General features: G+C 72.5%; 6 protein-coding genes. 1 reads left to right on the forward strand and 5 read right to left on the reverse strand.

Annotated features, from left to right (window positions below; all coding sequences use genetic code 11):
- Positions 1–150 precede the first annotated feature (150 nt).
- Positions 151–2187 (forward strand): hypothetical protein, encoded by a 2037-nt coding sequence (locus AB0I54_RS46955; RefSeq protein WP_363302543.1) that lies wholly within the window; start codon positions 151–153, stop codon positions 2185–2187.
- 33 nt (positions 2188–2220) lie between these two features.
- Here AB0I54_RS46955 and AB0I54_RS46960 read toward each other — a convergent pair whose 3' ends face one another.
- The 5 genes from AB0I54_RS46960 to AB0I54_RS46980 all read right to left on the reverse strand — a co-directional run bounded on the left by AB0I54_RS46960 (position 2221) and on the right by AB0I54_RS46980 (position 15299).
- Positions 2221–2415: a ferredoxin gene (locus AB0I54_RS46960; protein WP_363302544.1), complete on the reverse strand. Its 195-nt coding sequence runs from the start codon at positions 2413–2415 to the stop codon at positions 2221–2223.
- A gap of 44 nt (positions 2416–2459) precedes the next feature.
- Positions 2460–3674 carry a cytochrome P450 gene (locus AB0I54_RS46965; RefSeq protein WP_363302545.1) on the reverse strand — a complete coding sequence of 405 codons (1215 nt, stop codon included), beginning with the start codon at positions 3672–3674 and terminating at the stop codon, positions 2460–2462.
- A gap of 114 nt (positions 3675–3788) precedes the next feature.
- The gene (locus tag AB0I54_RS46970; RefSeq protein ID WP_363302546.1) at positions 3789–4988 is read right to left on the reverse strand and encodes a cytochrome P450; all 1200 of its coding nucleotides are present in this window, start codon (positions 4986–4988) and stop codon (positions 3789–3791) included.
- A gap of 67 nt (positions 4989–5055) precedes the next feature.
- Entirely contained in the window at positions 5056–6312 is a 1257-nt protein-coding gene (gene ccrA, locus AB0I54_RS46975; protein ID WP_363302547.1) for a crotonyl-CoA carboxylase/reductase, read from the reverse strand.
- Between the two features lie 68 nt (positions 6313–6380).
- Positions 6381–15299 carry a type I polyketide synthase gene (locus tag AB0I54_RS46980; protein ID WP_363302548.1) on the reverse strand — a complete coding sequence of 2973 codons (8919 nt, stop codon included), beginning with the start codon at positions 15297–15299 and terminating at the stop codon, positions 6381–6383.
- Positions 15300–15320 lie beyond the last annotated feature (21 nt).

Genomic DNA, 15320 nt, shown 5'->3' on the forward strand with positions numbered 1-15320 from the left:
GGAGGCCACCTCACCGGAGTGGAGCCAGATCAACTCCGTACACCCGGAGCCACTTTTCATCCGTGCACTGGAGCCCAATCACGTGCTTACAAACAGCCGGAAGCCTTTCACGCGGCGACGCAGCCGTACGGCGCCCTGCTCGCCCCCCTGATGCCCGAGTGGTCGGCGGCCCGGACCGGAGGTCCCAAGTGGGCCTCCGACTGGTGTCAGGCCCGCTTCCTCGCCCACGACGCGGTCTGCGAGGTGTTACTCGCCCTCGCCGGGAAACAGCCGCTCGTGCTGCTCCTCGAAGATCTGCAATGGGCGGACACCGCCTCCCTCGACCTGCTCAGGCTCCTGAGCACCCGCTGCCAGGGCCATCCGCTCGGCATCGTGCTCACGGCCAGGGCGTCCGAGGCGGAGTCGGACGCAACGCTGCGCCGCATGGTCTCCGACGTCCTGCGCGGCCCCAGGACCGAGACACTCCGCCTCTGCGGGCTGTCCCTACAGGCGGTCGGCGCCCTGGTCGGGACATATGCGGGGTCCGGCGTGGATCCGAAGGTCGTCGAGGTGCTGCACCGGCGCAGCGAAGGCAACCCGTACTTCGTGATGCAGCTTCTCTCCCTTGTGGGTGACGCTCGCAAACTCCGTCGCCCGGACGCCGTCGACACGCTCCTGACCCACATTCCTACCGGCGTACGCGAGGCTCTGCACCAGCGGTTCGCCGCGCTGCCCGAGCCGGTCCTGTGGGTGCTTCGCCTCTGCGCCGTCATCGGCGCCGAGGTGGACACCGACCTGCTGCACCGGACCGCCACGTCCGACGAACCGGTCATCGCAGGTCTTGAGTCCGCCATCCGTGCCGGCCTGCTCGGGGAGGACCCGCACCATCCGGGACGGCTGCACTTCGCTCACGCCCTGGTCCAGGAGACACTCGTCGACGAGCTCCCGCGTGAGGACCGCCACCGCCTGCACGCCAGGGTCGCCGAAGCGCTGAGCGCACGCAGGCGCGGGCAGGTGGGGGACGAGGAGATCGAGCGGGTGGCTCATCACAGCTGGCACGCCAAGAGTGCGCTGCCCGCCCCCGAGGTGCTGCCCCGGCTGCTGCTCGCCGCGGCACACGCCGAGCAGGCCATGGCGTACGAACAGGTGGAGATCTGGCTGCGCCGCGCCGTGCACCTGGTCGGCTTCCTGCCTCCGGACGATCCCGCCACCGTGAGGCTGGAACGGAAGCTGCACATCCAGCTCGGCCAAGTACTCGCCACCACGCGCGGCTACGGCCACCCCGAGGCCGAGACGGAACTGACGCGCGGTCGCACCCTCAGCACGGCCACGCATGCCCCCGAGGACCCGTCGGTGCTCTGGGCGCTGTGCACGGCACACCTGGTCACCGGCCGCTACGACGCCTCGCGGCAGTTCTCCGGCCTGCTGCGGGACATCTCGCGGCAGACCCGGGAGCCCGTGGCGGCGCTCGGCGCGGCGTACGGCGAGGGCATCGTGCTGCATGTGCGCGGCATGCTTCCGCAGGCGCTCGCCGAACTGGAGCGCGGCGTCGACATGGCGGACCGCTTCGCCGACGAGGGCCACGAGCTGGCACGTACCTTCCAGCACGACCCGCGCGTCTCCTGCCGCTCCTACGACACCTTCACCCACTGGCTCCTCGGACACCGGCAGACGGCCGACGCGCGCCGACGCGAGGTGTTGAGCCTCACCGAGTACGAAAGCAGGCCGTCCGACCGGTCCTTCGCGCTGTACGTGGACGGGGTCGTGGCGGCCTGGGAGGGAGACACCCGCACCGCGCTCGCCTCGAGCGACGAGGGCGTTCGCGTCGCGGGCGAACACGGGCTTCTCTACTGGAAGGCGATGCTGGGTGTCGTCAAGGGGTGGGGCTTGGCGCACACGGGCCATCACCACGACGGCCTCGCCCTCATCCACAGCTCGCTGGCCGAATTCGGCCAGTCCAGGACGTACTTGCGCCACCCGCTCCACCTGGGCCTGCTGGGCCAGGCGCAGCATCACAGCGGGCGGATCGAGGAGGCGAGGACCACCTTCCGGAAGCTGCTGGCCGCCGTCGAACAACGCCGCGAGCGTGTGTACCTCCACCCGGCGCTGCCCGCGACCCCGCTGCTCCACGAACTGCTGAGCCGGGGTGCCGACGACGCGCCCACGGGCCTGGGCCCAGGACGGGACCGGCCCGCCTCCGGCCGATGAGTGCGGTGGCCCCCGCCGCACGGCCGATACCGCTCAGTCCTCGAAGATCGCGACCGCCTGTACCGGACACGCCTGGGGGACGTCGTGCACACGCGGGTCCCCCGCCCCGTCCTCATGTCCCGGGACCAGGGCGACCAGCGCGTCGTCGTCCTGCGTGAAGACGCCTGGTGCCGTCATGACGCACTGGCCGGAGCCGATGCACCGGTCGCGGTCGACGGTGATGCGCACGGGGTGGCCCGCCTCCCTTCCTTCCGTTCCCGCCGCCTGAGCCTTCACCAGGTGACGGGGAGTTCGATCGGGCCCTGGGCGTCGTGGCCGGCCTTGATGGGCACCTCGTCCAGGGGTACGGCCAGCCGCAGGCCCGGGATGCGGGTGAAGAGCGTGCCCAAGGCGATCTCGAGCTCGGCGCGGGCGAGATTCTGCCCCAGGCACTGATGGATGCCGTGGCCGAAGCCTACGTGGTGCCGCGCGTTGCGCCGGGCGTCGAAGACGTCGGGGTTCTCGTACGCCTTGGCGTCGCGGTTCATCAGCGTGATGGAGACCAGCACCGCGTCCCCGGCCTTGATGGTCTCGCCGCCGACATCGATGTCTTCCTTGGCCATCCGGACCATGTAGTCGGAGACGGAGGTGAACCGCAGCAGTTCCTCCACCACGCCCGACACCGCGTCGGGGTCACCCAGCAGCACGTCGATCTGCTCGGGGTGCTGCATGAGCGTGAGGGCTCCGAGGGCGATCGCGTTGACGGTGGTCTCGTGGCCGGCCACCAGCAGGACCAGCGCGATCATGACCACTTCGTTGTGGTCCAGGTCGCCCTCCTCCAACTGGCGTGCGATGAGCTCGTCCAGCAGGCCGTCCTCGGGCTCGGCCTGCTTCTTCCCCACCAGGCCGTGCAGATACGTGTACAGCTTTCCGAAGGCCGCGTCGGCCTCCGCCGACGTCGCGGCGCCCACGAAGTCGCGGGAGCACTCCTCGAAGAAGACGTGGTCGCCGTAAGGGACTCCGAGGAGCTCGCAGATCGCCGTGGAGGGCACCGGCAGGGCGAAGGCCGACACCAGGTCGGCGACCGGCCCCTTCGCCAGCATGTCGTCCAGGAGGCGGCCGACGAGGCTCTGAAGGCTGGGACGGATGGCGTTCATGCGCTTGACGCCGAAGCTGGGGATCAGCATGCGCCGCTGCCGGGCGTGCAGGGGATCATCGACGCCGATCAGCGGGAAGGCGAGCCCGCCGCGGTCATCGGTGCGCCGGACGACGACGGGGAAGACCGGGTGACCCCAGTCGGAGGACAGCCGGGGGTCGACGAGCAGCGCCCGTCCCTCGGCATGCCCGGTGATCAGCCATGCCGGTCGGCCGTCGAACAGCGTGACCCGCGTCAGCGGGCTCTCGCCCCGCCATTCCGTGTAGCCCTTCGGCGGGTGGTACGGGCAGGTCCGGTCCTGGGGGAAGGACGGGGCCCGCGACTCGGTGAGGCGGATTTCGGTTTCGGTCATGCTGTGCCTTTCGGACGATCGGCAGTGCGGTCGTTCATCGATACGTGACGGGCTGTGGGAAACAGGTTTCAGCCCGTCAGCACGGCCTTGTGGCAGTGGGCCGTGGTGCGCAGGTCACCAGATGACGGGCAGCTCGTGCACGCCGTAGAAGACCATGTCGGTGCGGAAGCGGAGCTCCTCGACAGGCTTGGCCAGGCGCAGGGTCGGGAAGCGGCGGAACAGGGTCTCGAAGACGATCTGCAGCTCGATCCGGGCGAGTTGCTGGCCGATGCACTGGTGTGCGCCGAAGCCGAAGGCCAGATGCGGGGCGGGGCGGCGGGTGATGTCGAAGCGCTCCGGCTCCGCCACGAAGGCGGGGTCGAAGTCGGCGGCGAGGACGTGCGCGACGACCTGCTCGCCCTTGGCGATGCGCACGCCACCGAGCTCCACGTCCCGGGTGGCGACGCGCTCGCCGCCGAACTGGCCGATGGTGAGGTAGCGCAGCAGTTCCTCGACCGCGTTGCCGACCAGCGACGGGTCCTCGCGGAGCAGTGCCAACTGGTCGGGGCGGTCGAGGAGCAGCGCCGCACCGAGGCCGATCATGCAGGCGGTGGTGTCGTGGGCCGCGATCAGCAGGGTGCCGGCCGCGTTCATGAGGAACATGTCGTCGACGACGCCATCGGGGTCCTCGGTGGTGATCAGCGCGGAGATCAGGTCGTCACCGGGATTGGCGCGGCGCTCCTGGACGAGCTGGTAGAGCAGTCCGCCCAGGCGCATGCCGGCGGCCTCGGTGGCTGCGGCGTCCTGGTCGACCCGCATCATCGCCTCGGCGATCTCCTGGAACTCCGCCCGGCGCTCCACGGGGACACCGAACAGGTCGGAAATCACCATGGAGGGCACCGGATTGGCGAAGGTCTTCACCAGGTCGACCGGGCCGCCCCGCGCCTCGATGGCATCGAGGTGCTCGTCGACGATGCGCTGGATGTTCGGCCGCAGCGCCTGCATGCGCCGGACGGTGAACTCCTTGGCGAACAGCTTGCGGTCCGACGTGTGCTCCGGCTCGTCCTGCCACAGCAGGCTGCCGCGGCCGGGCTTCTGGGTGACGACGCCGTCCTGGGTGTGCAGCGCGTGGGGCACCTGGACGCTGAACGAGGGGTCGCGCAGCAGGGCGCGTACCTCCTCGTAGCCGGTGGCCAGCCACGCCTCGTGGCCACTGGTGAAGGTGGCCCGGGTCACCGGGGCGGCCGCCCGGATGTCGGCGAGGCCATCCGGCGGCAGGAACGGGCAGCTGCGGGTCTTGGGGACGGCGGGCGCGTCGGCGGTGGGCTCGGGCACGACTCTCCTTGTGACTGTGGGAGGGGGTTCTTGTGCTTGTGGGAGGGGGTTCGTACGACGGGGACGGTCAGGCGGCGGCGAGTTCGAGGGTGGTCTCGCCGCGCCGAGGCGCGTTCACGAGGACGGCCATGTTCCCGGAGGGGTGCACGTTGTCGTGCATCATCTGGTGCATGCGCCCGATGTCCTGGAAGCTTTCGCAGGCGGACAGGCAGGGGTCGAGCATGCCGGCGCCGACGAGGTTGATGACCTCGCGGCACTGGCGGGTGTCGGCGTAGTGCGAGCCCTGGAGGCGCTTGGAGCGCATCCACAGGTGGCGCAGGTCGACGTCTCCGTTGTAGCCGGAGGTGCCACCGCAGATCACCACCATGCCGGCGTTGTCGCACAGGTACATCGAGGTCGGCAGGGTGTCCTGGCCGCTGTGCTCCAGCACGATCCGCGGGGACCTGCGCTCACCGAGGATCTCCCAGATCTTCTTGCCGACGCCGCGAGCACCGCGCAGGAACCGCGCCGACGCCTCGGCGTCCTTGGTGTCGGGCAGCCGGCCCCAATGGTCGAAGTCGCGGCGGTTGATGGTGCCGGCCGCACCGAGGCGGCGGCAGTATTCGGAGCGGTCCTCGCTGGAGACCACGGCGATCGGGATGCCGCCGGCCAGCCTGACGAGCTGGACGGCCATGGAGCCGAGGCCGCCCGCACCGCCCCAGATCAGGACGGGGTCTCCGGGGCGGACCGTGTTGCCCTGCCAGCCGAACAGCTGCCGGTAGGCGGTGGGCCCGGTGAGCAGGAAGGCCGCCGATTCCTCCCACGAGAGGTGGGTGGGCTTGGGGTGGCACTGGTACTCGTCGACGCGGCAGAACTGCGCGAAGGAGCCGTAGTTGGTCTCGTACCCCCAGGCCTTGATGCTCTCCGAGACCAGCGGGTCCGTGCCCATCCGGATGTCCTCGGCGGTCTCGTCCCACTGGCCGCTGGTGAGCAGCACATGGTCACCCACCTTGACGTTGCGGACGCCTTCGCCGACGGCCCACACCACGCCGGAGGCCTCCGAGCCTCCGATGTGGAAGTCCTCCGGCTGTCCCTGGCGCTGCCGCATGCCGATGACGTCGACCGGGTTGCCCAGCGACGACCACACATTGTTGTAGTTGATGCCGGCGGCCATGACATAGACCAGCACCTGGCCCCGGCCCACCTGGGGGGTGTCGACGACCTCTGTGCGGAACGCCTGCTTCGGCTCTCCGAAGCGGTTCTGGCGGATCACCGAGGCGTACATCTGCCGCGGGACCTCGCCGAGGGGCGGGGTCTCGCCCATTTCGTAGAGACCCTTCGTCATGTTTTCTCTCCCCTGTCTGCTGTGTCCGGTCTGGGGTGCTCGCGGTGCTCGCGGTGGTCGCGGGCCGGTCATGCGGTCGTTGTGTCCGGAGGTGCGGTGGGGCCGGTCGCATCGGTGACGACGTCCGCCAGCCAGGAATCCACCGCCGCCGCGGTGGTGCCGGCGTGGTCCTCCAGCATCGAGTAGTGGTTTCCGGTCACTTCGACGATCGTGTCCACGTGCTCGGGCGGTGCGGCGCGCCCGTCGCCGTCGGCGGCGCCGGCCAGCATGGGCTCGCTCGCCCGTACGAGCAGGGTCGGCGCGGCGATCTCCGGCGCGGCCCAGTCGTCGAACAGGCTCATGTAGCGGCCCATCGCGGTGAGCTGTTCGCCGCCTGACCTCATGAAGTCCAGGCGTTGCGACTGCGCCTGGGCCATCGCGTTCAGCACCTGGTGGTCGAAGGGGACCTCGTGGCTGAAGCTGTCGACCATCACCACGGCAGCCGGCTGCTCGCCCATGGCCTCCAGGTGTGCCGCCACGCCGTGGGCGATCCAGCCGCCGGAGGAGTAGCCGAGCAGGACGACCGGCTTTCCGCCGGCGCATTCCCGTACGGTCCGCGCGTGCAGCCGGAGCACGACGTCCGGGTCGGAGGGGACCGGCTCGCCCTTCTCGTAGCCGGGGTGGACCAGCGCCCACACGTCCAGCCGGTCGCGGAAGGGTGTGGCGAACCGCGCGTACTGGTGCGCCCCGGCCGGTACGACGTACGGCGAGAAGCACATCAGCGCATAGGGACGGCCGCCTTGCGACAGCCGTACCGGGGCGGGCCACTGGGCCAGTTCCTCGGGCCGCTCGAACGAAGGCCGGAAGCGGGCCGCCTGCATCAGCATCCCCATGGCCTCGGCGGCCGTGCCGGTCTCGCTGGCGTGCCGGTAGAGCTGCACCAGCATGTCGGCGGGCCGCTCTTCCGCCGCGTCGCGGCCGGCGTCTTGGAGCCGGGTCAGCAGGTGCTTGGCGAGCCTGGCGGGCGTGGGATGGTCGAAGGCCAGTCCGGCGGGCAGGCGCAGACCGGTCGCTGCCGCCAGGCGCCGGCGCAGGTCGATCGCGGTGAGCGAGTCGAAGCCGAGCTCCAGGAAGTGCGCGGTGGGCAGCACGTCCTCGGCCGAAGCGTGGCCGAGGACCACGGCGCTCTGGGCGCGGATGTGCTCCAGCAGCCGATCCTCCCGCTCGGCCGGGGCGAGTGCGGCGAGTTCGGCCGCCAGCGTCGCTCCGGCGCCGGTCTCCTCGCCAGCGGCGTGCTCGGCCTCCAGGAGCCGCTGTACGTCGGGGAGGTCGGCCAGCAGCGGGCTGGGCCGTCCCACGGTGAAGGCGGGCAGGAACTTCTCCCAGTCGATCGGGGCGACGGTGAGGGCCGCCTCGTCGTGCTCGACGGCCTGGCGCAGGGCCGAGATCGCGAGCTCGGGGGCCATGACGCCCAGGCCGCGCCGCTCGCCGCGCTCCTGGACCGTGTCGTCGACCATGCCGCCGCCCGCCCAGCCGCCCCAGGCGACCGAGGTCGCGGTCAGGCCGCGGGCCCGCCGCCGCAGTGCCAGGGCGTCGAGGAAGGCGTTGGCGCAGGCGTAGGAGGCCTGCCCGCCGCTGCCCCAGACGCCGGCACCGGAGGCGAAGAGGACGAAAGCGTCCAGCTCACGGCCGTCGAGCAATGCGTCGAGGTGGAGGGCGCCGGTGACTTTGGCGGCCGCGGCTTCGGCGAACTCGTCGAGGGCGGCGTCGGCCAGCATGGACGACCGTGCCGTACCGGCGGCGTGCAGCACCGCGGTGAGCGGGTGCCGGGACTCGATGCCGGCGAGCAGCCGCGCGACCGCGTCGCGGTCGGCGATGTCGCAGGCGGCGATGGTCACTTCGGCGCCCAGGGCGGTCAACTCCGCGTGCAGTTCCCGCGCACCGGGGGCGTCGGGCCCGCTCCTGCTGGTGAGCACCACGTGCTGCGCGCCGGCGCCGGCCAGCCAACGGGCGAGGTGCCGGCCGACGCCGCCGGTTCCGCCGGTGACCAGGACGGTGCCGCGCGGCAGCCACGGTGTCGCGGGCTCCGCGTCGGCGGGCCGCGCCCGGACCAGGCGCCGGCCGTACACGCCGTCGGCACGTACGGCGAGTTGATCCTCGTCGTGCTGGGCCAGCACTCCGGCCAGGCGGCGCAGCGCGTGCTCGTCCAGCTTCTCGGGCAGGTCGACGAGACCGCCCCAGCGCCGGGGCAGTTCCAGTGCGGCGACGACGCCGAGGCCCCAGTGCTGTGCCTGGCGGGCGTCGCGCAGCGGGTCGGTGGCTCCGGTGGACACGGCTCCGCTGGTCGCGCACCACAGCGGTGCCTGGATGTCCGCGTCACCCAGCGCCTGCAGCAGGGTGACGGTCGTGGCGAGGCTCGCGGACAGTGTCGGGTGGTCCGGGTGGCAGCCGGGGGCGAGGCCGAGCATCGACAGGACACCGGCGGGCTGTTCGCCGCCGAGTTCCTCGGCGAGCCGGTTCGCGGTCTGCGCGCGGTCGCAGTCGACGGGGAGTTCGACGACCCGCACCTTGGCGCCGTGGGCGCCGAGCACGCCGACGACGCAGGGCGCCCACTGCTCGTCCGCCAGTCCGGCGGGCAGGACGGCGAGCCACAGGCCGTGCAGGCCGGGGGCCGGGTGGTCGGTCAGCCGCCGGAAGGAGACGCGGTAGCGCCAGCTGTCCACCGTGGACTTCTCGCGGCCGCGCCGACGCCACGCGGACAGCACCGGCAGCGCCGGGCCGACGAGGGCGGCGTCGTCCGCGCCGAGTTCCTCGGCGAGTCCGGACAGGTCCGTGTTCTCCACCAGCTCCCAGAACCCGGCCTCGACCGGATCGGTGCCCGCGGGCACCGGGTCGGCGCTCTCCAGCCAGTACCGCTGCCGCTGGAACGCGTACGTCGGCAGGTTCACGTGCCGTACCGGACGCCCGGCGAAGGGGACCGTCAAGTCCACGGGTACGCCGCTCACGTGCAGCTCGGACACGGAGCGCAGGAAGCGGTCCATGCCGCCCTGGCCTCTGCGCAGCGAGGCCCCGGTCACGGCGTCGGCGCCGGCCTCCTCCGCGATCTCCTGCACCTCGCCGGCCAGCAGCGGGTGGGGGCTGCACTCGACGAACACCCCGTGCCCGTCCGCGAGCAGCGTCCGTACGGTCCGTTCGAACTCCACCGTGTGCCGCGCGTTGCGGTACCAGTACTCGGCGTCCAGGGCGGTGGTCTCCAGCACCGTGCCGGTCACTGTGGAGTAGAAGGGGACGTCCGCCGAGACCGGCGCGACCGGGGCCAGCAGCTCGAGCAGTTCGGGGTGCAGGCTCTCGACCTGGGCGGAGTGCCCGGCGCCGGTGGCGCCGCGGACCTTGCGCACGCGCACGCCCTCGGCTTGAAGTTCCGCCAGGAGTTCGTCGACCGCGTCGGGCTCTCCGGAGACGGTCAGGGCGGCGGGCCCGTTCACGGCGGCAACCGACAGCCGGTCCCCGTACTTCTCCAGCCGCGCACGGACCCGGTCGGCGGGCATGGCGACCGCGAGCATCGCGCCCTTGCCGATGAGCTTGGTCAGTGAGCGGCTGCGCAGGGCGACGATCCGGGCCGCGTCGTCCAGCGTCAGCGCGCCCGCGACGTACGCGGCGGCGACCTCGCCCTGCGAGTGGCCGACGACGGCGGCGGGCGTCACGCCGTAGGAGCGCCACAGGGCGGCCAGCGACACCATCACCGTGAACAGCGCGGGCTGGGCGACCTCCACCTCGGCCACGTCCGGCGCGTCGGGCTCGGCGCACAGGACGTCGAGCAGCGGCCAGTCGAGGTAGGGGGCGAACGCCTCGGCGCAGGCCTTCGCCTTCTCGGCGAAGACCGGGGAGGTGTCCAGCAGTTCGCGGGCCATCTCCGCCCACTGCGAGCCGTGCCCGGGGAAGACGAAGGCCACCCTGCCGGAGGCCGCGGCGGTGCCCTGGACCACGGTGTCCACGGGTTCGCCGTCGGCGAGCGCCGCGAGCCCGGCCCGCAGTTCGTGCCGGTCGTGGCCGACGACCACGGCCCGCTGCTCCAGCCGCGTCCGCGTGGTGACGAGGGCGCGGCCGACGTCGGGCAGCGAGAGCGCTTCGGTGCGGTCGAGGTGGTGCAGCAGCCGGCGGGCCTGCTCGCGCAGGGACCGGGCGGTCTTCGCGGACAGCGCCCACGGGAACACGTCCAGGGGACGGGCGGCGGTGGTCGCGTGCTTCGCCGCGGGGGTCTGCTCGTCCTCGGCGGTGGGCGCGTCGTGCGCAGCGGGGGTCTGCTCGCCCTCGGTGGCGGGCGCATCCTGCGGAGCCTGCTCGATGATGGTGTGCACGTTGGTGCCGCTCATCCCGAACGAGGAGACGGCCGCACGCCGTGGCCTGTCCTGGTCGGGCCAGACGGTCTGCTCGGTGAGCAGGCGCACGTTCCCGGCGGCCCAGTCGACGTCGGGGGTCGGCTCATCGATGTGCAGCGTCCGCGGCAGGATGCCGTTGCGGATGGCCATCACCATCTTGATGACACCGCCGACGCCTGCGGCCGCCTGCGCGTGGCCGATGTTGGACTTCAACGAGCCCAGCCACAGGGGCCGGTCCCCGGAACGCTCCTTGCCGTACGTGGCCAGCAGCGCCTGCGCCTCGATCGGGTCGCCGAGCCGGGTTCCGGTGCCATGGCCCTCCACGGCGTCCACCTCGTCCGGGGCGAGCCGTGCGTTGGCCAGCGCCTGCCGGATGACCTGCTGCTGGGCCCTGCCACTGGGCGCGGTCAGACCGTTGGAGGCGCCGTCCTGGTTGACCGCGCTGCCCCGGACGACGGCCAGGACCTGGTGCCCGTTGCGGCGGGCGTCGGACAGCCGCTCCACCAGGACCAGGCCCACGCCCTCGGCGAAGCCGGTTCCGTCGGCGGACGAGGAGAACGCCTTGCAGCGGCCGTCGGCGGACAGCGCGCGCTGCCGGCTCGACATCGTGAAGGCGGACGGTCCGGCCATCACCATCACACCGCCGGCCAGCGCCATGGAGCACTCGCCGCCCCGCAGCGCCTGCACGGCGAGGTGGAGGGCGGTCAGCGAGGACGAGCACGCGGTGTCGACGGTGAGCGACGGCCCCAGCAGGCCGAAGGCGTAGGAGAGCCGGCCGGAGATCACACTGGCCGCGTTGCCACTGGGGAGGTAACCCTCCACGCCGTCGGGCACCTTGAGCGGGCGGCCGGTGTAGTCCTGGTAGCCGGAGCCGACGAAGACGCCCGTGACGGTGGAGCGCATCGCGTCGGGGGCGATCCCGGCGCGCTCGAAGGCCTCCCAGGTGGTCTCCAGCAGCAGGCGCTGCTGCGGGTCCATGGTGATGGCCTCGCGGGGGCTGATTCCGAAGACCGCCGGGTCGAACTCGTCCGCGTCGTGCAGGAATCCACCGTGGGTGGTGTACGTGGTGCCGGGGTGGTCGGGGTCCGGGTGGTAGAGCGCCTCGACGTCCCAGCCACGGTTGCCGGGGAAGCGGGAGATCGCGTCGCGGCCGGAGGCGACCAGCTCCCACAGGTCCTCGGGCGAGCGCACGCCGCCGGGGTAGCGGCAGGCCATCGAGATGATGGCGATCGGCTCGTCCAGCACCGCCGCGGCCGCAGCGGCCGTGGCCGCCGTGTCCTGGCCGCCGGTGAGTTCGGCGAGCAGGTGGGCGGCGAGGTCGGCGGGCGTGGGGTGGTCGAAGACCAGTGTCGTGGGCAGGGCGAGGCCGGTTGCCTCGTTGATCCGGTTGCGGAGTTCGACGGCGGTCAGGGAGTCGAAGCCGAGGCCCCGGAAGGGCCGGTCTGTCTCGACGGCGCCCGCTTCGCGGTGGCCGAGGACGGCGGCGGCGTGCGTGCGCACGAGGTCCACGAGGGTGCGTGCGCGGTCTTCGTACGACAGCCCGGCCAGGCTCTGGGCGAGCGCCCCGGAGCCGTGACCCGCCTCAGGGGCGTCGTCCGCGAGTGTCGCGCGTACTTCGGGGAGGTCGCCGAGCAGCGGGCTGGGCCGGCCGAGGGTGAACGGCACGATGAAGCGCGCCCAGTCCACGTCGGCCACGGTCAGCAGGGTCTCGTCGCGGTCGAGTGCGCGCTGCAGAGCGGTGATCGCCGTTGCGGGGGTCATCGGTCCGAGGCCGCGGCGGCGCAGCCGCTCCTCGTCGTCGCCGTCCTCGACCATGCCGCCGTCGGCCCAGGGGCCCCAGGAGACGGCGGTCGCGGTGAGGCCGCGGTCGCGGCGCTGCCGGGCGAGAGCGTCGAGGAAGGCGTTGCCGGCGGCGTAGGCGGCCTGGCCGCCGCTGCCCCAGACGCCGGAGATGGAGGAGAAGAGGACGAAGGCGTCGAGCTCCTGGTCGCCCAGAAGTTCGTCCAGGTGCGCGGCGCCGTCGGCCTTGGCGGCGAGCGCGGCGGCGAAGGCGGCCGGGGTGGTGTCGTCCACCATGCCGGCGTCGGCGACTCCGGCGGCATGCACGACGGCGGTGAAGGCGTGCTCGGCGAGCAGGGCCGCCACGGCGTCTCGGTCGGCCACGTCGCAGGCGGCGAGCGTGACGCGGGCGCCGAGGTTCTCCAACTCGGCGCGCAGGGCGGCGGCGCCCGGGGCGTCCGCGCCCCGGCGGCTGGTGAGGACGAGGTGTCCGGCGCCGCCGCGCGCCACCCAACGGGCGACGTGGCCGCCCAGCGCCCCTGTACCACCGGTGACGAGGACGGTGCCGCGGGGCTGCCAGTTGCGGGTGGCCGCCCGTGCCGGCGCGTGGGCGAGCCGCCGGGCGAAGACGCCCGAGGCGCGGACCGCGAGCTGGTCCTCCTCCCACCGGCCCGTCAGCGCCTGTCCGAGCACGTCGGCCAGGCGTGCGGCGGCCTGGTCGTCCACGGACTCCGGCAGGTCGATCAGGCCGCCCCAGCGCCGGGGCAGTTCCAGGGCTACGGTGCGGCCCAGGCCCCAGACCTGGGCGTGCCGGGCGTCGCGTACGGCGTCGGAGCCGCTCACGGCCACCGCGCCCGAGGTGAGGCACCACAGCGGGGCGTCGACGCCCGCGTCGCCCAGCGCCTGGACGAGCAGCAGGGTGGGCAGCACGGGGTCGCCGGTGACGAGCAGGGACAGCACGCCGTCGACCGGCCCGATCCCGGCCAGTTCCCCGGCCAGACCGGCGCGGTCGCTCGACGCGCCCACGACCAGTGTCTTCAGCGTGGCGCCGCGAGCGGTGAGCGCGGTGCGGACCGCGGCGGTCTGCTCGTTCTCCTCCTCCGGAACGGCCAACAGCCAGGTGCCGCCGATGCCGGCCGGAGCGAGCTCGCCCAGGCGCTTCCACGACTCGCGGTAGCGCCAGTTGTCGACGGTGGACTGCTCCTTGCGCTGCCGACGCCACGACGACAGCCTCGGCAGCACGTCGCTGAACGCGTCCCCTGTGCCGATGTCCAGGGTCTCGGCGAGTGCCTGCAGGTCCTCGCGCTCCACGGTCTCCCAGAACTCCGCGTCCACCGGGTCCACCGCCGGAGCGGTAGCGGTTTGCGGGGCGTCGACCCAGTACCGCTCGTGCTGGAAGGCGTAGGTCGGCAGGTCGGTCTTTCGCGCGCCGGCGAAGAAGACGCTCCAGTCCACCGCGACGCCGTGCGTGTGCAGATGGGCCAGGGCCGTCACGAGTGCCTGCCGCTCGGGGCGGTCGGCACGCAGGGCGGGCACGGTGACGGCCTCGCCCAGGCAGCCCTGCGCCATGCCGCTCAGGACACCGCCCGGGCCGATCTCGATGAAGGTCTTCACGCCCAGGTCGTGCAGGGTCCGGACGCCGTCGGCGAAACGGACGGCCTCGCGGACGTGCCGGACCCAGTATTCGGGGGTGTAGGCCTCGACGAGCTGACCGGTGAGGTTGGAGACGACGGGGAGTTGGGGCCTGTCGAAGGCCAGGCCACGGACGACCTCGGCGAACTCCTCCAGCATCGGCTCCATCAACGGCGAATGGAACGCGTGACTGACCTTCAACCGGGACGTCTTGCGGCCCTGCCCGGCGAAGGCCGCGGCAATCGCCAGGGCCGCCGTCTCGTCGCCGGAGACCACCACCGACGAAGGGCCGTTGACCGCGGCGATGCTCACCCCGTCGGTGAGGTGGGGCAGTACTTCCTCTTCGGTGGCCTGCACGGCGACCATCGCGCCGCCCGTGGGCAGGGCCTGCATCAGCGCGGCGCGGGCGGACACCAGCTTCGCCGCGTCGTCCAGGGACAGCGCACCGGCCACGTGCGCGGCGGCGATCTCGCCCACCGAGTGGCCCATGACGAAGTCGGGCCGGACGCCTAAGGATTCGAGGAGCCGGAACAGGGCCACCTCGACCGCGAAGAGCGCGGGCTGGGTGCGCCCGGTCAGGTGCAGCGTCTCGGCGTCGACATCAACGGGGGCGTCCAGACGCGCGCGCACCTCGTCGTAGGCCGCGGCGAAGACGGGAATCGCCGCGTACAACTCGCGCCCCATGCCGATACGCTGCGAGCCCTGCCCGGAGAAGAGGAACCCGGTCTTGCCGCCGGCCGGGCGCCCCAGCAGTACACGGGACGAAGGGGTCCCGGCGGCCAAGTCCGCCAGCCCGAGGAGCAGTTCCTCACGGTCATCCCCCACGACCGCGGCGCGGTGACGCATGGCCGCGCGGGTCGTGGCCAGCGAGAGCCCGACGTCCTGCGGCCGCACCTCGCTCCGTGCCAAGGGCAGCAGCCGGGCCGCCTGGGCCTTGAGCGCCGTATCGCTCCTGGCGGAGAGCACCCACGCCAGGGGGCCGTCGGCGGCAGCCCCTGCGGGCTCCTCGTCCTGGGCCGGCGGGGCCTGTTCGATGATGGTGTGGGCGTTGGTGCCGCTGACGCCGAAGGACGACACAGCGGCCCGGCGCGGGTGATCGGTCTCCGGCCAGTCGACGGCCTCGGTCAGCAGCCGCACCGCGCCCGCCGACCAGTCCACGTGCGGCGTCGGCTCGTCCACATGCAGGGTCCGCGGCAGCACACCGTGGCGCATGGCCATGACCATCTTGATGATGCCGCC

The sequence above is a fragment of the Streptomyces sp. NPDC050625 genome (assembly GCF_040654755.1).
Lineage (GTDB): Bacteria > Actinomycetota > Actinomycetes > Streptomycetales > Streptomycetaceae > Streptomyces.

Excerpts from the sequence above, each read along its gene's own strand:
- AB0I54_RS46980 (WP_363302548.1), bottom strand. The coding sequence starts at position 15,299 with ATGGCCATGCGCCACGGTGTGCTGCCGCGGACCCTGCATGTGGACGAG.
- ccrA (WP_363302547.1), bottom strand. The coding sequence starts at position 6,312 with ATGACGAAGGGTCTCTACGAAATGGGCGAGACCCCGCCCCTCGGCGAG.
- AB0I54_RS46955 (WP_363302543.1), top strand. The coding sequence starts at position 151 with ATGCCCGAGTGGTCGGCGGCCCGGACCGGAGGTCCCAAGTGGGCCTCC.
- AB0I54_RS46965 (WP_363302545.1), bottom strand. The coding sequence starts at position 3,674 with ATGACCGAAACCGAAATCCGCCTCACCGAGTCGCGGGCCCCGTCCTTC.